16 protein-coding genes are annotated in these 18,260 nt (G+C 37.4%); 5 read left to right on the forward strand and 11 right to left on the reverse strand.

The genetic code is table 11. The features are described from left to right. Window positions 1–29: 29 nt before the first annotated feature. The 3 genes from T432_RS0105940 to T432_RS0105950 all read right to left on the reverse strand — a co-directional run bounded on the left by T432_RS0105940 (window position 30) and on the right by T432_RS0105950 (window position 3,541). Window positions 30–800, reverse strand: a complete 771-nt coding sequence (locus T432_RS0105940; RefSeq protein WP_044971169.1) for an ABC transporter ATP-binding protein — start codon at window positions 798–800, stop codon at window positions 30–32. Then, entirely contained in the window at window positions 784–2,460 is a 1,677-nt protein-coding gene (locus T432_RS0105945; RefSeq protein ID WP_028884556.1) for an ABC transporter permease, read from the reverse strand. The genes T432_RS0105940 and T432_RS0105945 overlap by 17 nt, the downstream gene beginning before the upstream one ends. A 67-nt stretch (window positions 2,461–2,527) precedes the next feature. After that, window positions 2,528–3,541: an extracellular solute-binding protein gene (locus T432_RS0105950; protein WP_028884557.1), complete on the reverse strand. Its 1,014-nt coding sequence runs from the start codon at window positions 3,539–3,541 to the stop codon at window positions 2,528–2,530. Between the two features lie 143 nt (window positions 3,542–3,684). Here T432_RS0105950 and T432_RS0105960 point away from each other — a divergent pair, with 143 nt between their 5' ends. From T432_RS0105960 to T432_RS0105970, 3 genes are read left to right on the forward strand one after another with little or no spacing between them, the layout of a single operon-like run. Then, entirely contained in the window at window positions 3,685–4,071 is a 387-nt protein-coding gene (locus T432_RS0105960) for a RidA family protein (RefSeq protein WP_028884558.1), read from the forward strand. Window positions 4,072–4,074: 3 nt separating this feature from the next. Further along, on the forward strand, window positions 4,075–6,117 hold the full coding sequence (recG, locus tag T432_RS0105965) for an ATP-dependent DNA helicase RecG (protein ID WP_044971171.1): 2,043 nt from the start codon (window positions 4,075–4,077) through the stop codon (window positions 6,115–6,117). A 13-nt stretch (window positions 6,118–6,130) separates the two neighbouring features. Next, window positions 6,131–7,075: a LysR substrate-binding domain-containing protein gene (locus tag T432_RS0105970; protein WP_028884560.1), complete on the forward strand. Its 945-nt coding sequence runs from the start codon at window positions 6,131–6,133 to the stop codon at window positions 7,073–7,075. A 19-nt stretch (window positions 7,076–7,094) separates the two neighbouring features. Here the strand turns inward: T432_RS0105970 and T432_RS0105975 are convergent, their stop codons facing one another. Beyond that, window positions 7,095–7,559 carry a DUF192 domain-containing protein gene (locus T432_RS0105975; RefSeq protein ID WP_028884561.1) on the reverse strand — a complete coding sequence of 155 codons (465 nt, stop codon included), beginning with the start codon at window positions 7,557–7,559 and terminating at the stop codon, window positions 7,095–7,097. Window positions 7,560–7,565: 6 nt separating this feature from the next. Next, entirely contained in the window at window positions 7,566–7,799 is a 234-nt protein-coding gene (locus tag T432_RS0105980) for a cold-shock protein (protein WP_014111747.1), read from the reverse strand. A gap of 101 nt (window positions 7,800–7,900) precedes the next feature. On the opposite strand from T432_RS0105980, the gene T432_RS0105985 reads away from it, so the two are divergent. Beyond that, window positions 7,901–10,237 (forward strand): AAA family ATPase, encoded by a 2,337-nt coding sequence (locus T432_RS0105985; protein ID WP_028884562.1) that lies wholly within the window; start codon window positions 7,901–7,903, stop codon window positions 10,235–10,237. A gap of 19 nt (window positions 10,238–10,256) precedes the next feature. Beyond that, complete coding sequence (locus T432_RS0105990) at window positions 10,257–11,411, forward strand: ABC transporter substrate-binding protein (RefSeq protein ID WP_014111745.1); 1,155 nt, start codon at window positions 10,257–10,259, stop codon at window positions 11,409–11,411. 146 nt (window positions 11,412–11,557) lie between these two features. Here T432_RS0105990 and dut read toward each other — a convergent pair whose 3' ends face one another. Genes dut through T432_RS0106020 form a run of 6 tightly spaced genes read right to left on the reverse strand, consistent with a single transcriptional unit; the run spans window position 11,558 to window position 18,222 of the window. Continuing rightward, window positions 11,558–12,013, reverse strand: a complete 456-nt coding sequence (dut, locus tag T432_RS0105995; RefSeq protein ID WP_028884563.1) for a dUTP diphosphatase — start codon at window positions 12,011–12,013, stop codon at window positions 11,558–11,560. Further along, window positions 11,994–12,686 carry a DedA family protein gene (locus T432_RS0106000; RefSeq protein WP_028884564.1) on the reverse strand — a complete coding sequence of 231 codons (693 nt, stop codon included), beginning with the start codon at window positions 12,684–12,686 and terminating at the stop codon, window positions 11,994–11,996. Before T432_RS0106000 ends, dut begins: the two co-directional genes overlap by 20 nt. After that, complete coding sequence (coaBC, locus tag T432_RS0106005) at window positions 12,679–13,881, reverse strand: bifunctional phosphopantothenoylcysteine decarboxylase/phosphopantothenate--cysteine ligase CoaBC (RefSeq protein WP_028884565.1); 1,203 nt, start codon at window positions 13,879–13,881, stop codon at window positions 12,679–12,681. The genes T432_RS0106000 and coaBC overlap by 8 nt, the downstream gene beginning before the upstream one ends. Then, window positions 13,865–14,404 (reverse strand): signal peptidase II, encoded by a 540-nt coding sequence (gene lspA, locus T432_RS0106010; protein ID WP_014111741.1) that lies wholly within the window; start codon window positions 14,402–14,404, stop codon window positions 13,865–13,867. The genes coaBC and lspA overlap by 17 nt, the downstream gene beginning before the upstream one ends. Next, window positions 14,397–17,267 carry an isoleucine--tRNA ligase gene (gene ileS, locus T432_RS0106015; RefSeq protein WP_028884566.1) on the reverse strand — a complete coding sequence of 957 codons (2,871 nt, stop codon included), beginning with the start codon at window positions 17,265–17,267 and terminating at the stop codon, window positions 14,397–14,399. The genes lspA and ileS overlap by 8 nt, the downstream gene beginning before the upstream one ends. Further along, a complete protein-coding gene (locus tag T432_RS0106020; RefSeq protein ID WP_044971174.1) occupies window positions 17,257–18,222 on the reverse strand; it encodes a bifunctional riboflavin kinase/FAD synthetase in 966 nt (321 codons plus the stop codon). Before T432_RS0106020 ends, ileS begins: the two co-directional genes overlap by 11 nt. Between the last annotated feature and the right edge of the window lie 38 nt (window positions 18,223–18,260).

Genomic DNA, 18,260 nt, shown 5'->3' on the forward strand with positions numbered 1-18,260 from the left:
ATAAAGCCCCAAAAATTTGGGGCTTTTGGTTATCTGTCGTAGGCCTGAGCTACATCTTTGCGTATATAGCTTTTAATTTTTTCATCTGTGCTTTGAAGAAAAGATTCTGGTGTTCCCCATTGCACAAGTTTTCCATCATTAATAATGCCAATCTTATCTGCAAATGCAAAAGCTTCTACCTGATTATGGGTGACTAAAATTGCACTCATTCCTTGATCCTTAAGAATTTTCCTAACATCTAAGGCTAACTTTTCACGCGTATCCACATCAAGATTTGAAAATGGTTCATCAAGTAGTAATAGTTTTGGATTTGGAGCTAGTGCACGTGCCAATGCAACTCTTTGCTGTTGTCCACCACTAAGTTCATGAGGATAATTATCTTTATACTCAGAAAGACCAACCAAATTTAGCATATCTTTAGTAATTTCTTTGGATTCGCTTTTTGGTAGTTTGTATAAACCAAAAGAGACATTTTTCTTTATATCTAGATGTGGAAATAATGCATAATCCTGAAACATCATTCCAATTTGACGTCTTTCAGGCGGGACCATCTCACCTTTGCGAGAAAAACATTTTCCACCCACGTTTATTGAACCCTCGTAAACTGGCTCAAAGCCTGCGATGGAGCGTAAAACGGTGGTTTTCCCTCCACCTGAAGGGCCAAGTAAACATGCAATTTCGCCTTCTTTTAGATCGAAGTTTAAATCGGAAACAATAATCTTAAATTTATTGTCCACTTCATAACCAAGTTTTAAATTGCGTACTTCAAGAAGTATTTGTGGGTTATTGAGATTTTTCATGATGATTAATGGCATGCCTCAATTGAGTGCGTGCTAAAAAAATAACAGGCATTATGCCTACTAAAACAATTAAAAGAGCTGCAATTGCACCTTCTTCATAAGTCTCACGTGCAGCTTCTGCGTAAAGCCATGTTGAGAGAGTTTCAAAACTCAAAGGTCTAAGTAGAAGTGTGGCTGATAGTTCTTTCATAGAATCTACAAAAACTAGTAATGCAGCAGCCCCTAAAGCTGGTTTAAGGAGCGGTAAATGAATTTTCATAAAGGTTTTACCTTGTTTAACTCCTAGGGATTTAGCAGCATCATCAAGTGAGAGCGGAATTCTAGAAAGCCCTGCTTCCAATGCCCCAGTACTAACAGATAAAAAGCGAATGACATAAATAATCACAAGGCCAGCAATACTACCTGTTATATATAGTTGAGGTGGGGCGTTAAGCAAAAATTCCATAACTGAACTTATATAGTTATCAATATGCCCTAAGGGGTATATGAGGCCTATTGAAATAACTGAAGCAGGTACAGCATAACCAATAGTTGCTAATCTAACTAAAATTTTCCCAAATTTATATCTTGGATTTCTGACCACCCATGCAATTATCAAACCTAGCAAAACAGTAATAACTGTAGCGATTGTTGCTAACATAAAAGTATTAAATGTTGCATCAAACAGATCAGAGGACACATGACCATAATTATCAATCCGTATATATGATTCGTAAATTAAATAGGATGCAGGAAAGAAAAATCCTACGAATATAGGCAACCACCCAAATATTATGGCTAAGGTTGCACGAATTCCTTTCAGTCTAACAGGCTCAATCGGCTTTAATTTTTGAGTGTTTGAATAACGTTCACGATTTCTACTAATTCTCTCTAAATACAATAAAACGGTTACTACAGCGAGCATAAGCATAGCAATTTGAGCAGCCGATTGCATATTGTGTTTAGTAGTCCACTCCGTATAAATTGATACAGTCATGGTCTGAATTCCTAAAAACTCCGATGCACCAATATCATTCAGAGTTTCAAGCAATGCCAAGCTTATTCCGACAGCGATGGCTGGTCGTGCCATTGGAATCATGACACGAATGAATGCTTTGGATGGTGTACATCCTAGTGTTCGAGCAGCTTCAATCAAATTTGCTGATTGGCTCATAAACATTACTCTTACGCTTAGGTAAACATATGAATAAAGCGATAGACCTAAGACAATAACAGCTCCGAATATGCCCATATCACGCACATCTGGGAGCCTAAATTCTCTTGGAGAGGCATATCCTAAAATTTCTCTTATAGTGCTTTGAATTGGACCAAGTGCATGAGTTAAATCTAAGTATGCAAATGCCATAATATAAGACGGTACTGATAGTGGCAATAACATAGCCCACACTAATACACCTCTTGTTGGAAATGCAAATGCTGTTGTAAGCCAAGCAGCTCCCGTCCCTACAGCCCCTACAAAAATTGCTACTCCTATTAAAAGAGCCACAGTATTAAAAGCTGTATTTGGCAATGAATACCGCAATAAATGAGACCAATTATTAAAGTCGCCGAACAGCGCAATCAGTAGTAGTGTGACAATAGGCAATAAAACCACTGCGGTTATACCATACGCAACCCATGTCCACTTTAAATGATAATTATTTCTTTTTAACTTCGGCATTTCGTAAGTATACAAAAAACAAAGGGATGATAGATTCATCCCTCTGTTATTGGAGTCATATTCCTAATTAGTTATCAAAACCAATTTTTTCAACTATTTCAGTAGCTGTTTTTCGGTGTTTAGGTACCTCTATTAGTGGCAATGAATCCGCTTTAAATTCTCCAAATGCGGCAATAATAGGGTCAGGTGCTACACCAGCTCGAATTGGATGCTCAAAGTTTACTTTTGCATACATTTCTTGAGCATTAGGTCCTACTAAGTATTCAAGCAATTTGACTGCATTTTCTTTGTTTGGTGCATATTTTGCTACAGCTGCACCTGAAATATTTGCGTGTGTACCGCCTGTTTTCTTAAATGTAGGTTTAATAACTTTAATAGCTTCAGCCCATTCTTTTTGTCTAGGGTCAGCATGCATTTTCCCTACATAGTAAGAATTAGCAAATCCTAAATCGCAAATTCCGCCTAGAATATCGCGTGCAACATTACGGTCACCGCCGGTAGCTTTACGTGCCAGATTGTTTTTAACGCCTTTTAAGAATTCCTCTGTTGCTTCTACACCGTTATGAGCAATCATTGCTCCAAATAGTGTTGCATTATATGGGTGTTTACCAGAGCGTATGCATACACGACCTTTGTATTTAGGATCAGCTAAATCTTCATAGTTAAAGGTCTCTAGAGGCATATCTTTGCTTACGTAAAGAACACGATATCTTAAAGATAGGGCAAACCAATGGTTGTTAGGGTCACGATATTGTGCTGGAATAATATCTGTAAGCACTTTTGAATCAACTGCTTGAGTTAGACCGCGATCAACTATATTTGTTAGTTGTGAAATATCCACAACCATTAATAAGTCAGCTGGAGATTTATCGCCTTCACTCTCTACGCGTTCAGCCAAACCGTCTTTTACGAAAACAGTTTCGGCTTTAATGCCTGTATCTTTTTCGAACGCTTCAAGAATTGGTTTTAAAAGACCTGGTTCACGGGTTGTGTATACATTTACTACTTCATTAGCTTGAGCAGCAGAAGCACCTAGTAAAACAGCTAATACTAATGGTTTAAGAAAATTCTTAATATTCATATTTAATATACCTTTTTTGTAAATAAGAATCATTTTCAATCGCAATAATAATTAGTTTTATGAGATATGTCAATTTATTATTTAAAAATATTAAATTAATGCACCATTCATATAAAATTATGTAATTGCCAAAGAGGTTATTCATGGAAAAGTTAACTATCAAATCATCGAATGCCCCAGAAGCATTGGGCCCCTATTCCCAAGGAGTCCTAGTGAATTCTGGTAAAACACTATACTTGTCTGGTCAAATTGGTTTAGACCCTAAAAGCAATGAACTTGTATCAGTTGATACATCTGAGCAGGCTCAACAAGTGTTTCAAAATATAAAAGCTGTACTTCAAGAAGCTGGCTGCGGATTTGAAAATGTGGTGAAACTTACTATTTTCCTTACAGATTTATCTAAGTTTTCAGAGGTTAACGAAATTATGAAAACTTATTTTAAGGAACCATTTCCAGCACGTTCTACAGTAGAAATTAAATCCCTACCTAAGAATGCTCAGATCGAGATAGAGGCTATAGCAGTTTTTTAATCTATGGTTAGACCTTCAAAATCACTCATAGATGAAAAGATTAAATCTCTAGGTCTATTAAGACCTATTGATTTTGCTTTGCATATTCCTTTGAGATATGAAGATGAAACCAAGATTTATAAAGTTTTTCAAGCGCAAACTGATGCGATGATGCAGTTTGAAGGTCAAATACATAATGCGGAAGTTACTTATGCTCCTAGAAAGTCCCTAAATGCTGTTCTAGATGATGGAACTGGACTTCTAAAACTTAGATGGCTTAATTTTTATCCTAACCAAGTTAAATTTTTGGAGACTTCTCCTAAAGTTAGAGTTAGAGGACCAGTGAAGGGCAATGATAGGTGGGGTTTTACGATTACCCATCCAAAAATTGGAAAAGTCACGGATCCATTGCCACAGACACTTACTCCAATTTATCCTAGTACAGCGGGCCTAACACAAGACGTTTTACGCAGAAAAATTAGAGACGTGATTTTGCATATGGATTCCGTAGATGGGCTTAAGGATACATTGCCACAGGAAATCCTTACTAAATATTCTCTTCCATCATTTAAAGAGACTATTTTTACTTTGCATAATCCAAAAATCCAAGATGCTCTGGCCTTAGAAAATAAAACGCATCCAGCTTGGCTACGACTGGTTTTTGATGAACTTTTAGCTCAGCAATTAACTCTTCAAATTGCACGTGAGAAAAGAGAACAACTAAAGGCTATTGCTCTTGTTTTAGATGATACGTCTCTGTATGAGGGGGTTTTACGTGAATTTTCTTTAAAACTAACCAGTGCACAGATTAGAGTTTTGGAAGAAATCAAGGAAGATTTAAAAAAATCTAAGCCTATGAATCGACTTTTACAGGGGGATGTTGGAAGCGGTAAAACTATTGTGGCAGCATTGGCAGCTTCTCTTGTGATATCAAATGGTTATCAAGTTGCGATAATGGCTCCCACTGAAATTCTTGCAGAACAACATTACTTAAAACTAAGTAAATGGTTTGAGCCCTTAGGAATAAGTGTTACAAAGCTATATGGTAGTTTAAAGGCTAAGGAGAAAAAAGAGGTCTATAAGTCTATAACTAATTCAAGTGCAAAATTAGTTGTGGGTACGCAAGCTTTAATTCAGGATACTGTTGATTTTGCAAATCTTGGATTGTTGATTGTAGATGAGCAACATAGATTTGGTGTGATGCAGAGACTGACGCTTAATAAAAAAGGTGAATCGGGTGAATTAGTTCCTCATCAACTAAGTATGAGTGCTACTCCTATTCCACGAACATTAGCGATGTCTTATCTTGCTGATATTGATGTGTCTACTATAGATGAATTACCTCCTGGCAGAACACCAATTGTGACTAAATTAGTGAAAATCGAGAGAAGAGAAGAAATTCTCTCATTCTTAATTTCTCAATGTAAGAAAGGTCATCAAGCTTACTGGGTTTGTCCTTTAGTAGAAGAGAGTGAAGCTTTGCAACTTCAAACAGCAGTAGACACATATGATTGGATTAAGGGTTTATTGCCAGATTTAAAAGCTGGGCTGGTTCATGGAAAACTTAAGCCACAAGAAAAAAATGAGATTATGGAGAAGTTTAAAAAAAATGAACTCCAAATACTTGTGGCTACTACAGTTATTGAAGTTGGGGTCGATGTGCCTAATGCCTCAATTATGGTTATCGAACATGCAGAAAGATTCGGCTTAGCACAATTGCATCAACTTCGGGGTCGTGTTGGAAGAGGTTGTAACTCCTCGATTTGCATTTTGATGTATCAGGAACCATTGACGGCCGTAGGGAAAGAGAGAATTCGTGCTATGTTTGAGACTACCGACGGTTTTGAAATAGCAAAAAGAGATTTGCGAATTCGAGGGCCGGGAGAGATTTTGGGTCAAAAGCAATCAGGTATAGCAATGCTAAAGTTCGCACATATTGAGATTGATTATGAAACCTTAAGCATTGCCAGAGAAGAAGCAAAAAAATTTATTAAAAATTATCCAGATTTAATTAAAGCGCATATAGAAAGATGGACGTTCGGCAGAGACGAACTTCTAAGAACTTAATAGGAGAACCTCTATGAAATTGATGGAATTAAAGTATGTTTTGGCCGTATATAAGGCCAAGCATTATGCTCGAGCGGCGGAGTCGATGAATGTAAGCCAACCGACTCTATCAGTTGCTATAAAAAAACTTGAGAACGAACTCAATGTTGTTATTTTTGAGCGCGGAAGTGGAGAGGTTACCACAACTCCTATTGGTCAAAGAATTGTCGATCAGGCTCAAAGAGTAATCGAAGCCACAGAGGATATTTATGATACGGCCAGAAGAGGCCAGGACCCACTGACTGGGCCACTTAGATTAGGCATTATTTATACAGTGGCTCCATACATTATTCCGAAGTTAGTCGGAAATCTTCGTACCATAGCACCTCAAATGCCACTTATTTTGCATGAGCACTTTACGACAGACTTATTTGATAAGTTAAAAACAAATGAAATTGACTGTGCAATAATGGCTATAACTCAGCCTATTGAGGAATCTCAATTTGAATATTTGCCTCTTTACAAAGAAGATTTTGTCTTAGCTGTAAATACTAATCATCCGTGGGCTTCAAAAGAAAGCATCTCTATACAAGATGTTCAAAGAGAGACTATGCTCTTACTAGGGGCTGGACATTGTTTGCGCGATCAAATAATTAAATCACTTCCAGAAGCTAATTATTCTAATCCCAAAGAAAGAGCCCTAAGGTCGTTTGAAGGGTCCTCTCTACACACGATATTGCACATGGTCTCTGCTGGGCTTGGAATTACCCTAATACCAAATAGTGCAGTGCAAGAAGGCCGTCATGTGGTGAATATTAAGTTTGTAAAACTGCTAGAGACAACCACAAATCGTGAAGTTGGTATTGTGTTTAGAAAAACTTTTCCAAGAACAAAATCAATTGATGCGGTTGTCGAGGCTCTTAGAACTAGTTCTATAAAGGGTATCGAATTTATCGAGAAATCAAAATATGAAAGATAATTTTATAGCACAAGATAAATTAGTTCTCAATGACTGCTTTATCTTGTGTCTTAATCCCTTGTTTTTCAAACCACCCTTTATTAACCTCTAGTGCGTATTTTGCTGGTTTGCTTGAACAAATTGGAGTTAAATCCAATGGTTTCATGTCAAGCAAATCAATTATTTTATAATCTTCATCCATATAAGCGATACTTAGAGGAATCAGTGTATTTTTCATCCAAAAGCAAAGCTTTTGCGATTCTTCAAAAATAAATAGCATTCCAGAATTTTCTTCGAGTTCTTTACGAAGCATGAGACCAAACTCTCTAGAGCCTGGATTATCTGCTATTTCAACAGTAAGTTCAGAATCATTAATTTTAAGTATTTTTTTATCTGAAGAAATTTTTTCTTGATTGGTTCTAGAGGTTTCTTCAGAGTGAATAATAGGGGAATGACTCGCAAATATCGATAGGAAGAGGAAGTATGTTAGAAATTTGCGAGTCATATATAATTAAACAACTGGTTGAATATTGATAGCTTGTTTGCCTTTAGGGCCTTCAGTAATTTCAAAAGAAATCTTTTGATTTTCTTTTAAGGTTTTAAATCCATCCATTTGTATAGATGAAAAATGGATAAATAAATCTTCGTTACTGCCTTCAGGAGTTACAAATCCAAAACCTTTTGTATCATTGAACCATTTTACGGTACCGATAACTCTATTACTAGAGGTTGAATTTTCAGACATACTATACCTACATACAAGTTTATAAATTCTGATTATTATGAATTAATTAAGAATTTGTTCAATCAGCACTTTTACTAATAAGCTCATTAGAGAAGACAATTATGGGAAACAATTTGTTAAACAAGTTACTTTCAGAAACATTCGCAGAGGCTATGGTCCTTAAATCACCTGAAGTAAATACATTGCATATGTTATTAGCTCTTGTCAGAAAAGACATAATTAAGTTGTTTGTCGACGCAATAGGTTTTGGGTCAGATAGACTTGTCGATAAAATCCATGAAAGATTGAAGCAAGATGGTGAATATCAACGTCAAAAAGATGAAGAAATTTCACCCTCTAAGGAGCTCGAGGTTATTATTGCCATCTTTAATTCTCCTAGATTAGAGAAGTTAATTAGAGATGATACGGATGAAGAAATTTATCTGCATTATTTTGAGGTTTTAATTAAATCAAAAGAGGTATCAGATTTTTTAGAGCCTTTAAATATGTATGAGGATTTATTGAAAGGGATTCCCATGCAAGATGATTCGAAAGAAGAGGATACATCCCGTCCATCTGAGGAGTCATCAAAATCAAAATCTAAATCTAAATCCAATAAGATTTCAAAAAAAGACAGACTTTATTTAGATGATATTTCCTACTATAAAGATAAGGACAAAGAAGAATTTGAATTAATCCCTAAATTTGCTGTGAATCTTAATGAACTTGCAGAGAAAGGATTAATCGCAGACGCCTACGGACGGGACACAGAGATTGAAAAACTTATTCATTGTCTAGGGCGACTAAAAAAAGGAAACCCCCTATTGGTTGGTGAAGCTGGGGTGGGAAAAACTGCTATTGTCGAGGGTTTGGGCTATAGAATATTCAAAGGTGAGGTTCCAGATTTTCTAAAAGAATCGACAGTATTTAATGTGGATATTGGTGGCATGCTGGCGGGTTCTAAACTGAGGGGAGAATTCGAGATGCGCTTAAAAGGACTTATTGAAGAAATCAAGCAAGTTCCTAATTCCATTATATTTATAGACGAAATACATACCATAGTTGGAGCTGGTAATTCTGTTAATAATGAAAATCTCGATGCTGCAAACATGATGAAGCCAGCCTTAAGTGCTGGTGAAATTCGTTGTATAGGCTCTACTACGCATGAAGAATACGAAAACTCTATAGCTAAAGACCCTGCACTAAAACGTCGGTTCCAGACGATTAATATTGATGAACCCGATCCAGAAATAACTCTGGAAATATTAAGAAGATCTCAGAATAAATATTCAGATTTTTTCAAGCTTAGATATACAGAAGAGGCCCTTAAGGCTTGCGTTACATTGGCAGAAAGGTACATTACGGACAAACATTTCCCAGATAAAGCATTCGATCTAATGGATTTAGCTGGTTCTTATGTAAGAATTAATAAACCTGAGGCATCACTTGTTGAAATCAGTGATATAGAGAAGATGGTGTCTATCCTAGTTAAAGTCCCTGAGGTTCAATTATCTACTTCTGATAAGCATAAATTAAAAACCCTTTATAAAGATCTTACTTGCGTAATTTTTGGACAAAATCAAGCGATAAGCAAAGTAGTTGATGCTATTAAATTAAATCGATCTGGATTAGGCAAAAGTAATGGTCCTATAGGAAGTTTTTTATTTGTTGGTCCAACTGGAGTTGGTAAAACAGAGCTAGTTAAACAACTATCAGAACTACTTACCGTTCATTTGATCAGATTTGATATGTCGGAATACAACACTGAGATGGGCATTACTAAATTGCTTGGTACTACAGCTGGCTATGTTGGATATAAAGATCAAGGATTACTCTCAAAAGAGATATTAAAAAATCCTTATTCCATTTTATTGTTGGATGAAATTGAGAAATCACATCCATCAATCTTTAATTTACTTTTACAGATAATGGACAATGGCATTGCCACAGATAGTATAGGACGTCGATTAAATTTCAAGCATTGCATCATTGTTATGACCAGCAATTTAGGAGCGGACAAACTAACTTCACAAATGGGATTTACTAATTCTCCTAATTCAAGAGATGTAATACCCGAAGTTAAGAAATTTTTTACACCAGAATTCGTAAATCGACTAGATGCTATTGTGCCATTTGAACATCTGAGTGAGGAAATTATTCTTAGGGTGGTGGATAAATTTTTCCTTGAACTTTCGCATCAACTGAAAGAAAAGAACGTATTTATTATTTTTTCTGATAAAGTTAGAAAATACGTCGCAAAAGAGGGCTACGACAAATTTATGGGAGCTCGGCCGATGTATAGATTTATCGAAGAACATATTCGCAAACCTATAGCTGATGAACTCCTATTTGGAGCATTGTCAGAGGGTGGGTCTGTGTCAGTGGATTTAGATGAATTCGATAAACTTAAATTTGTTTTTTCAAGCGATTCTCATAAAGATGAGGATCTTATTTTTTAATAACCTTTTAGGAGAAAGGATGAAGTCTTTATTGAAGCAAATAGGCATCGCATCCGTGATGCTAGCTCCTCTGACAGTGTCTGCAGAGGTTACAGTTGGTGTAGTTTTGTCTAGTACCGGTCCAGCTGCGGCTATCGGTATTCAATCACAAAATGCCATCAACTTGTGGCCTAAGACAATTGCTGGAGAGCCGCTTCGATGGCTTATCTTGGATGATGGATCGGATGTTAGTCGCTCAGTAAAAAATGTTCGTAAGCTTATTTATGAAGATAAAGTAGATGTAATTGTAGGACCTAATTTAACGGCTACTGCAGTCGCTTACCTTGAGACTCTTGCCGAAACTAAAACTCCTATGATTGCACTTGCGGCTAATTCTACGATTGTCGAACCTCAAAGCGATACAAATAAGCAATGGGCGTTTAAAATGCCACAAAACGATAGTCTAATGGCTGATGTTTTAGTCAAAGATATGATTGACAGAGGCTATAAGAAGATCGCATTTATTGGGTATGCGGATGCCTATGGCGAAAATTGGTATAAGGAGTTTGCTAAAAGAGCCGAAGGAAAAATTGAGATAGTTGCCAGAGAGGCGTTCCAAAGAACAGATACATCGGTGACTGCTCAAGTTCTAAAATTGATAGCATCAAATCCAGAGGCGATTTTAATTGCAGGTGCAGGGACTCCGGCAATATTGCCACAAAGAGCTCTTTATGAGAGGGGATATAAAGGCCAAATTTACCAAACTCATGGTATAGGCACTTTAGAATTTCTTCAAATAGGAGGAAAAGTAGTGGAGAATACTCTTTTCCCAACAGGGCCTGGAGTTGTAGCTAGAACATTGCCAGATAGTAATGAAGTTAAAGATGTTGCCCTTGAATTTACGAAAAAGTTTGAGGAAAAACATGGTGAATTTACTACCACGCAATTTGCGGGCGACGCTTATGGGGCTTATTTAGTATTAGATTCAGCTATAAAAAGGGCTTTAGAGGCTGGAGTAAAGCCTGGCTCCGTTGAATTTAGAACTAAACTAAGGGATGAAATTCAAAACACTAAGGAGCTTACAGTCCCAAATGGTGTTTTGAATATTACTCCAAAAGATCATCAAGGATTCGACTCAAGAGCTGCTGTAATGGGCACAATTAAGGAAGGTAAATTCGTTTACGCTCCAAGATAATTACATAATTACAACTAGCTAATTTAAAAAACCTCATGAGTACGCATTTAGCGGAAAATGAGGTTTTATTTTTCTTGACAAAATCATACTCAGATAAGCTGCAATTCGTGATCCAAAGCTCAATAACTTAGCTACACTACATTATTCTATGCAGCTCCAGTGCTACCAAATCCACCACTGGCCCTATCTGAAGCCTCAAAAGAATCAACAACATTAAATTCAACCTGTTGTACAGGAACGATCACTAATTGTGCCATACGATCTAGAGGATTTAATGTGAAAGTCTCAGTTCCACGATTCCAAATCGAAACCATAAGCTGCCCTTGATAATCTGAGTCGATAAGCCCAACCAAATTTCCAAGAACAATTCCATGTTTATGGCCCAATCCTGATCTAGGTAAAATCATAGCAGCATAATCTGGATTTGCTATATGGATGGCAATGCCTGTGGGAATCAAATGTGTTTGTCCTGGTTCAATCGTAAGAGGCTCATCAATACATGCTCTTAAATCAAGTCCAGCTGAGCCAGCAGTCGCATATTTAGGTAGCTGATTCTTAATTTTTGAATCCAAAACTACTATATCAACCTTTTTTAGTGTCATCCTTGATCTCCTCAGTTTTATGATTTGAATAAATGATTTTTGATTTAGATTTCGCCTCTTTTTTTGATGGCCATATTAAAAAAAGAAATAAGACCACACCTAAAAACACCGAAAAATAAGTAAGATATGTCCCGATATTGCTACCACTTGCTTCTACAACTTGTTTTGAAGCCTTAGCCGAGAAATACCCAGGTGCTAGCATCACAGGGACCCACACAATAGCAGATAATATATTTGCTATTTGAAATTTACTTTGCGATAAGCCCATCACTCCAGCTATAGCAGGAATTGTTGAGCGAATAGGTCCCATAAAGCGACCTAAAAATACCGACATTGTCCCGTATTTTCTAAATAATAATTTTGCTTTAACAAACATAGGCCTATATCTGGCAAGTCGAGGCTTTTTCGTTATATCCCATCCTAGCCATCGGCCAATATAAAACGATATTGCATCGCCGACAATGGCCCCAGCCATACCCCATAATCCTATTTCAATAGGGTTTAATATATCTAGACCAATAAGTCCACCTGTAAACAGCATTAAAGCAGTAGCTGGAATTAAAAGTCCAATTACAAGCAATGATTCTCCTATGCAAGATAGGAAAATGATAAATCCCGCCCACTCTCTATGAGCAGAAATATACTCCTGAGCCGCTATTAAGAAATCATGCATCTTTGCTAAATCTTTTATGGATGGCAATGATTAACTCATCCGCCGCTTTTGTTTTGGGAAGAGTATCAAATTTTTCTACGCCATTAGAATCGAATAATAGTAGGGTAGTCGTTTCTTTACCCATAACGTTTTGGGCTAGATTACCAACCAATAGCGGAACACCTTTGGACTCAAGTTTTTCTTTTGCATATTGCTCGAGGTTTTCCGTCTCAGCAGCGAAACCTACACACCATGGGCCATCTTCAAGTGCTGCAACTTCAGCCAAAATATCTGGATTTTTGTGAAATTCCCAATTTGGACTCCAAGTATCTACACCTACTTCTTTTTTTATTTTTTGTTTTGCTGGATTAGGCAAATACCAGTCCGCAACCGCTGCCACACTAATGAAAATATCGTATTCTGAAGCCACTTGCATAACTTTTGTATGCATCTCTTTTGCGGTAGTGACTTCTTGAAACTCAATGCCATAAGGTGCTCTTAGGCACGTAGGTCCAGATATCAATTTAACTTCAGCCCCAAAATCTCTAGCAGATTTTGCAAGCTCGTATCCAGTTTGTCCAGATGAGCGATTCCCTATATATCGCACAGGATCTATTTCTTCGTGAGTAGGTCCCGATGTAATCAAGATTTTCATTCCATCTAAGATATCAGGCTTAAAGTATGCAACTACCTCGTCCAATATATCTTCAGGCTCTATCATGCGGCCAACACCAGTTTCACCACATGCTTGAGAGCCGCTATCTGGGCCCCAAACATGAATGCCATTAGAGAGCACTTCAAAGTGATTTTTTTGAGTAGCAGGGTTCATCCACATAAAAGAATTCATGCTTGGTACTATGGCAATGTCCTTGTTACTAGCCAAACACAAAGAGCTAAGTAAATCATCTGCTATCCCGTGAGCTAGCTTCGCCATAAAATTAGCGGTGCATGGAGCAATCAAAACTAAATCACACTCTCGACTTAAGTGTATATGAGACATTGAATCGGCCATGCTAGAGTCAAGAATTTCAGTATGCACAGGGTTTCCGCTTAAAGCTTGCATAGTTGTAGGCGTAATAAAGCTTTGAGCCGCTTCTGTCATAACAACAGTAATATCCGCTCCTTGAGCCTTAAGCTTACGACATAGGTCTGCTACCTTATAACAGGCAATGCCACCAGTCATACCTAATAGAATCTTTTTATTTGCTAGCTTCATTTAACTCTCGTGATTTCTTATGTAGAAAAAACTCGTTTATTAATAATAAGATTACTCCAACTGTAATACATGAATCCGCTACATTAAAAGCGGGGTAGTAAAAATTCCAACTCTCCCAGTAAAACAGTAAGAAATCTACCACATATCCATAAACAATTCTGTCGATAGCATTTCCCAAGGCCCCTGCAATAATCAGGCTCATCGCAATGCATCCAAATTTATCGAGAACATTTTTGCGAATAGTATAAATAAGCCAGGCACTAATTCCGAAGGCCAAAGCTAAAAACATATATTTTTGCCAGCCACTAGCATTGGAAAACATACTAAAAGCAGCTCCGTTATTGTGTGCCAAAATAAAATCAAAAAATGGCAATACATTCGTTCTTTGCCCAAGCTCATAAGTTGACTCAAAATAGAATTTTGTAATTTGGTCAACTATGATTAAAACTAGTACTAAGAAAACATATAAAAACTTAAGTTTTCTTGCTTGCTCAGAAATATTGTGCTTTGAAGTATCAGGCATAGTTTCTTGATTCGCCACCTTCAAACAAATTGCTCACGCATCTAGAACATATAGTTGGGTGCTCGGAATTTGAACCCACATCTTCTCTATAATGCCAGCAACGCTCGCATTTTTCATGTTCTGAAGTTTTTATTTCAAAGGCCAGAGTTTCGTTTTCTGATTTTTCTAGGGTCACATAAGAAACCATAAACACAAAACGTAAATCATCTTTTAATGAAGCAAGTAACTCATATTCTGCATTTGGAGCCTTAATTACTACCTCAGCTTGTAATGAAGAGCCAATTTCACCAGCCTCACGCTTATTTTCGAGTTCTTTATTTAAAAGATCCCTGATATCAAGAATTTTTGACCATTTCTCTAAAAGTTTTTCCGCACCTGTAACTTCAGGAAGAACCTCAAATATCTCAGTGAATATAGTTAAGTCGCTCTTAAAATCTGTGTTTTTTAAGAAAGTTTTGCACATCTCACTCCACGCTTCTTCTGCTGTAAATGATAGTATTGGTGCCATCAACTTAATCATATTCATAGTAATATGGTATAGAGCAGATTGAGCAGAACGACGAGCAAAACTTTCAGCTGCACATGTATACAAGCGGTCTTTGAGAATATCTAAGTAGAAAGAACCCAAGTCTTCAGAACAATAAGTTTGCAATCGAGCGACTGCAGGGTGAAACTCAAATCTTTCATACAAAGCAGAAATTTGAGCTTTTAATCTAGATGAAACTGCAACGGCATATTGGTCAACTTCCATCATTTCATCTACAGAAATTAAATCCCTTGATGCATCAAAATCATGTAAATTACCTAAGAGGAAACAAATCGTATTTCTTATACGACGATAGCTTTCAACAACGCGCTTTAATATTTGATCGGAAATTGTAAGTTCACCTGAATAGTCATTAGATGCCGTCCATAGCCTTATGATTTCAGCACCTAAAGAATCTGCTACTTGTCTTGGAGCAATAACATTTCCCAAAGATTTAGACATCTTGCGTCCCTGTCCATCCACAACAAATCCATGAGTGAGAAGAGATTTATATGGTGCACGACCATAAATCATAGAAGAGGTTAGAAGCGATGAATGAAACCACCCACGATGCTGATCAGAGCCTTCAAGATAGAGATCCGCAGGCCATGAAAGCACATCTTTGTGTGAGCCATTAAAATCTTTATCCTTACCGCCGTTTACTGTGATATGTGTAGATCCAGAATCAAACCACACATCTAAAGTATCTGAATTTTTAATATAATCTTTAGCCTCTTCTGGTGGCAATAAATCCGCTACCTCCACCGACTGCCATTTCTCAATACCTTCTTTTTCTACTAAGTCTGCAACTTTGTTAAGCAACTCAACAGTTCGCGGGTGAAGCTCTCCTGTTTCCTTGTGTACCAAAAAGGCCATAGGAACACCCCACTGTCTTTGACGTGAAAGCGTCCAATCTGGCCTATTTGCAATCATGGCATGTAAACGTGCTCGACCCCAAGAAGGATAAAAATTGGTTTCCTCGACAGCTCTTAATGCTTTTTCTCGTAAAGTTGCAGATTCATCTTTAGGCTTAATATCCATACCTGCAAACCACTGACTTGTAGCACGGTAGATAACAGGAGTTTTATGACGCCAACAATGCATATAGCTATGTTGAAGTTTCAATGTTTTAAGTAAAACCCCTTGTTCACGCAAAGTGTCTACAATTTTTGGATTCGCATCCCATATGCTTAATCCGCCAAACAATGCAAGCTTCGATGAATAGACACCATCAGCCATAACTGGACTAATAATCCGCTCATCAGATAAGCCACGTGATTTGCATGAAATAAAGTCATCCACACCATAAGCTGGGGCAGAGTGAACAATACCAGTACCTGTGTCTGTAGTTACATAGTCAGCCACATAGATAGGAGATAGCCTGTCGTACTGAGGATCTGCCTTATATAGTGGATGATGAAAGGCAATGCCATCGAGCTTATCCCCCTTACATGTGGCAATAATCTCGCCTTCCAACCCCCAATTCTCTAAACACGCTTCGACTCTCTCCTTAGATAAAAGCAGTAAAGACCCAGTCCCTTCGCGAACATTAGATAATTTCACTAAGGCATATTCAGTTTCAGGACCTACGTTGAGAGCCTGATTTGAAGGGATTGTCCAAGGAGTAGTAGTCCATATCACTACCGCACCATCTTCAACTGAATCAACCCCAAACGCAGACGCCAATTTTTCTTTTTCTGCAAACGGAAAAGCAACATCTATAGTCGGGTCTGTTCTATCCTGATACTCAACCTCAGCCTCTGCCAATGCCGACTGACAATCAAAACACCAATTAACGGGTTTTAAGCCTCTAAATACGTAGCCATTTTCTATAATGCGAGCAAGTGCACGAATCTCGTTTGCTTCATTAAGATAATTCATGGTTAGATAAGGATTTTCCCAATCACCCAAAACCCCAAGCCTTTGAAATCCCTCCATCTGTCTTTGAACCTGCTCTGCAGCATATTCACGTGCTTTTGATTGCACCTCAGCCGTAGGAAGGTTTTTACCGAATTTTTTCTCGATTTGAATCTCAATAGGCATACCATGACAATCCCACCCTGGAATATATGGTGCATCAAAACCCGCCATAGACTTGCTTTTCAGAATAATATCTTTAAGGATTTTGTTTGCTGCATGCCCTATATGAATATCTCCATTAGCGTACGGAGGTCCATCATTTAGAATAAATTTAGGTCTGCCTGAACTAGCTTTTCTGATAGCAAGATAGACACCATTATCCATCCAATCTTTAATCCATTGCGGCTCCCTTTTTGAGAGATTGCCGCGCATAGGGAAGTTAGTTTTTGGTAGTTGTAAAGTATCTTTATATTCCATATTTTTTAAAATAATTTTTTGTTTTTTCTATATCTTGGTGGATGGCAATGGCCATGGCTTCAACGGACGAGAATTTTTCCTCGTCCCTGATAAATTCTAGGAATGAAACATTAATAATTTTACCGTAAGAAAAAATGTTTCTATCTAGAATGTGAACTTCTAGTAATACATCACCCGAACTATCTACAGTTGGGCGAATGCCTAAATTAGCCACAGCTGGCAATGCCCCCGCACTCAATCCTCTCACTTCAACCACATAAATCCCTGATCTTAGTGCAAACCGCTGTGGCACTCTCATATTCATAGTAGGAACACCTATGTCGGTTCCAAGTTTACGGCCATGTATAACGCGTGCTGTGACTTGATAGGGCCGTCCCATAATCTCTTTGGCAATGCCCACGTTGCCGTAAGCAAGTGCTTGTCTTAATTCTGAGCTTGAATATCGAACCTCATTTTTATCTAAAATGTCTTCTATAAATTCGATTTCAAATCCAAATTTTTCGCTATAAGACTTAAGCATCTTAACGTCGCCTTGTCTTTTATAGCCAAAACGAAAATCTTCTCCAACGTATAAATATTTAGTTTTTAACCCTTTAACTAAAATTTCTTCAATAAAAGCTTCAGGTGCCATAGAAGCTGTTATCTTATTAAACCTATGTATAAAAACTTTTTCTATCCCGCAACTGAGTAAAGATATAACTTTATCTCTCAAACTTTGTATTCGAGTAGGTATTAGCTCGGGCCTATTACCGATAACTCCAAAGTATTCTCTTGGATGTGGTTCGAAAGTAAGAACACTGGGAATAAGACACCTATCTTTTGCAACTTGTGTTACTTGTTTTAATATAGCTTGATGACCAAGATGTACACCATCAAAATTTCCGATTGTGAGGGCTGTATTAGACGTGGCATTAAGATTTCTGAAAATATGTTTGGAATTGATGGAATTAGACACTTCTGAGCGATTAAAATTTTATGTTTTATATTTAAGGA

Source organism: Taylorella asinigenitalis ATCC 700933 (assembly GCF_000687755.1).
Taxonomy (GTDB): domain Bacteria; phylum Pseudomonadota; class Gammaproteobacteria; order Burkholderiales; family Burkholderiaceae_B; genus Taylorella; species Taylorella asinigenitalis.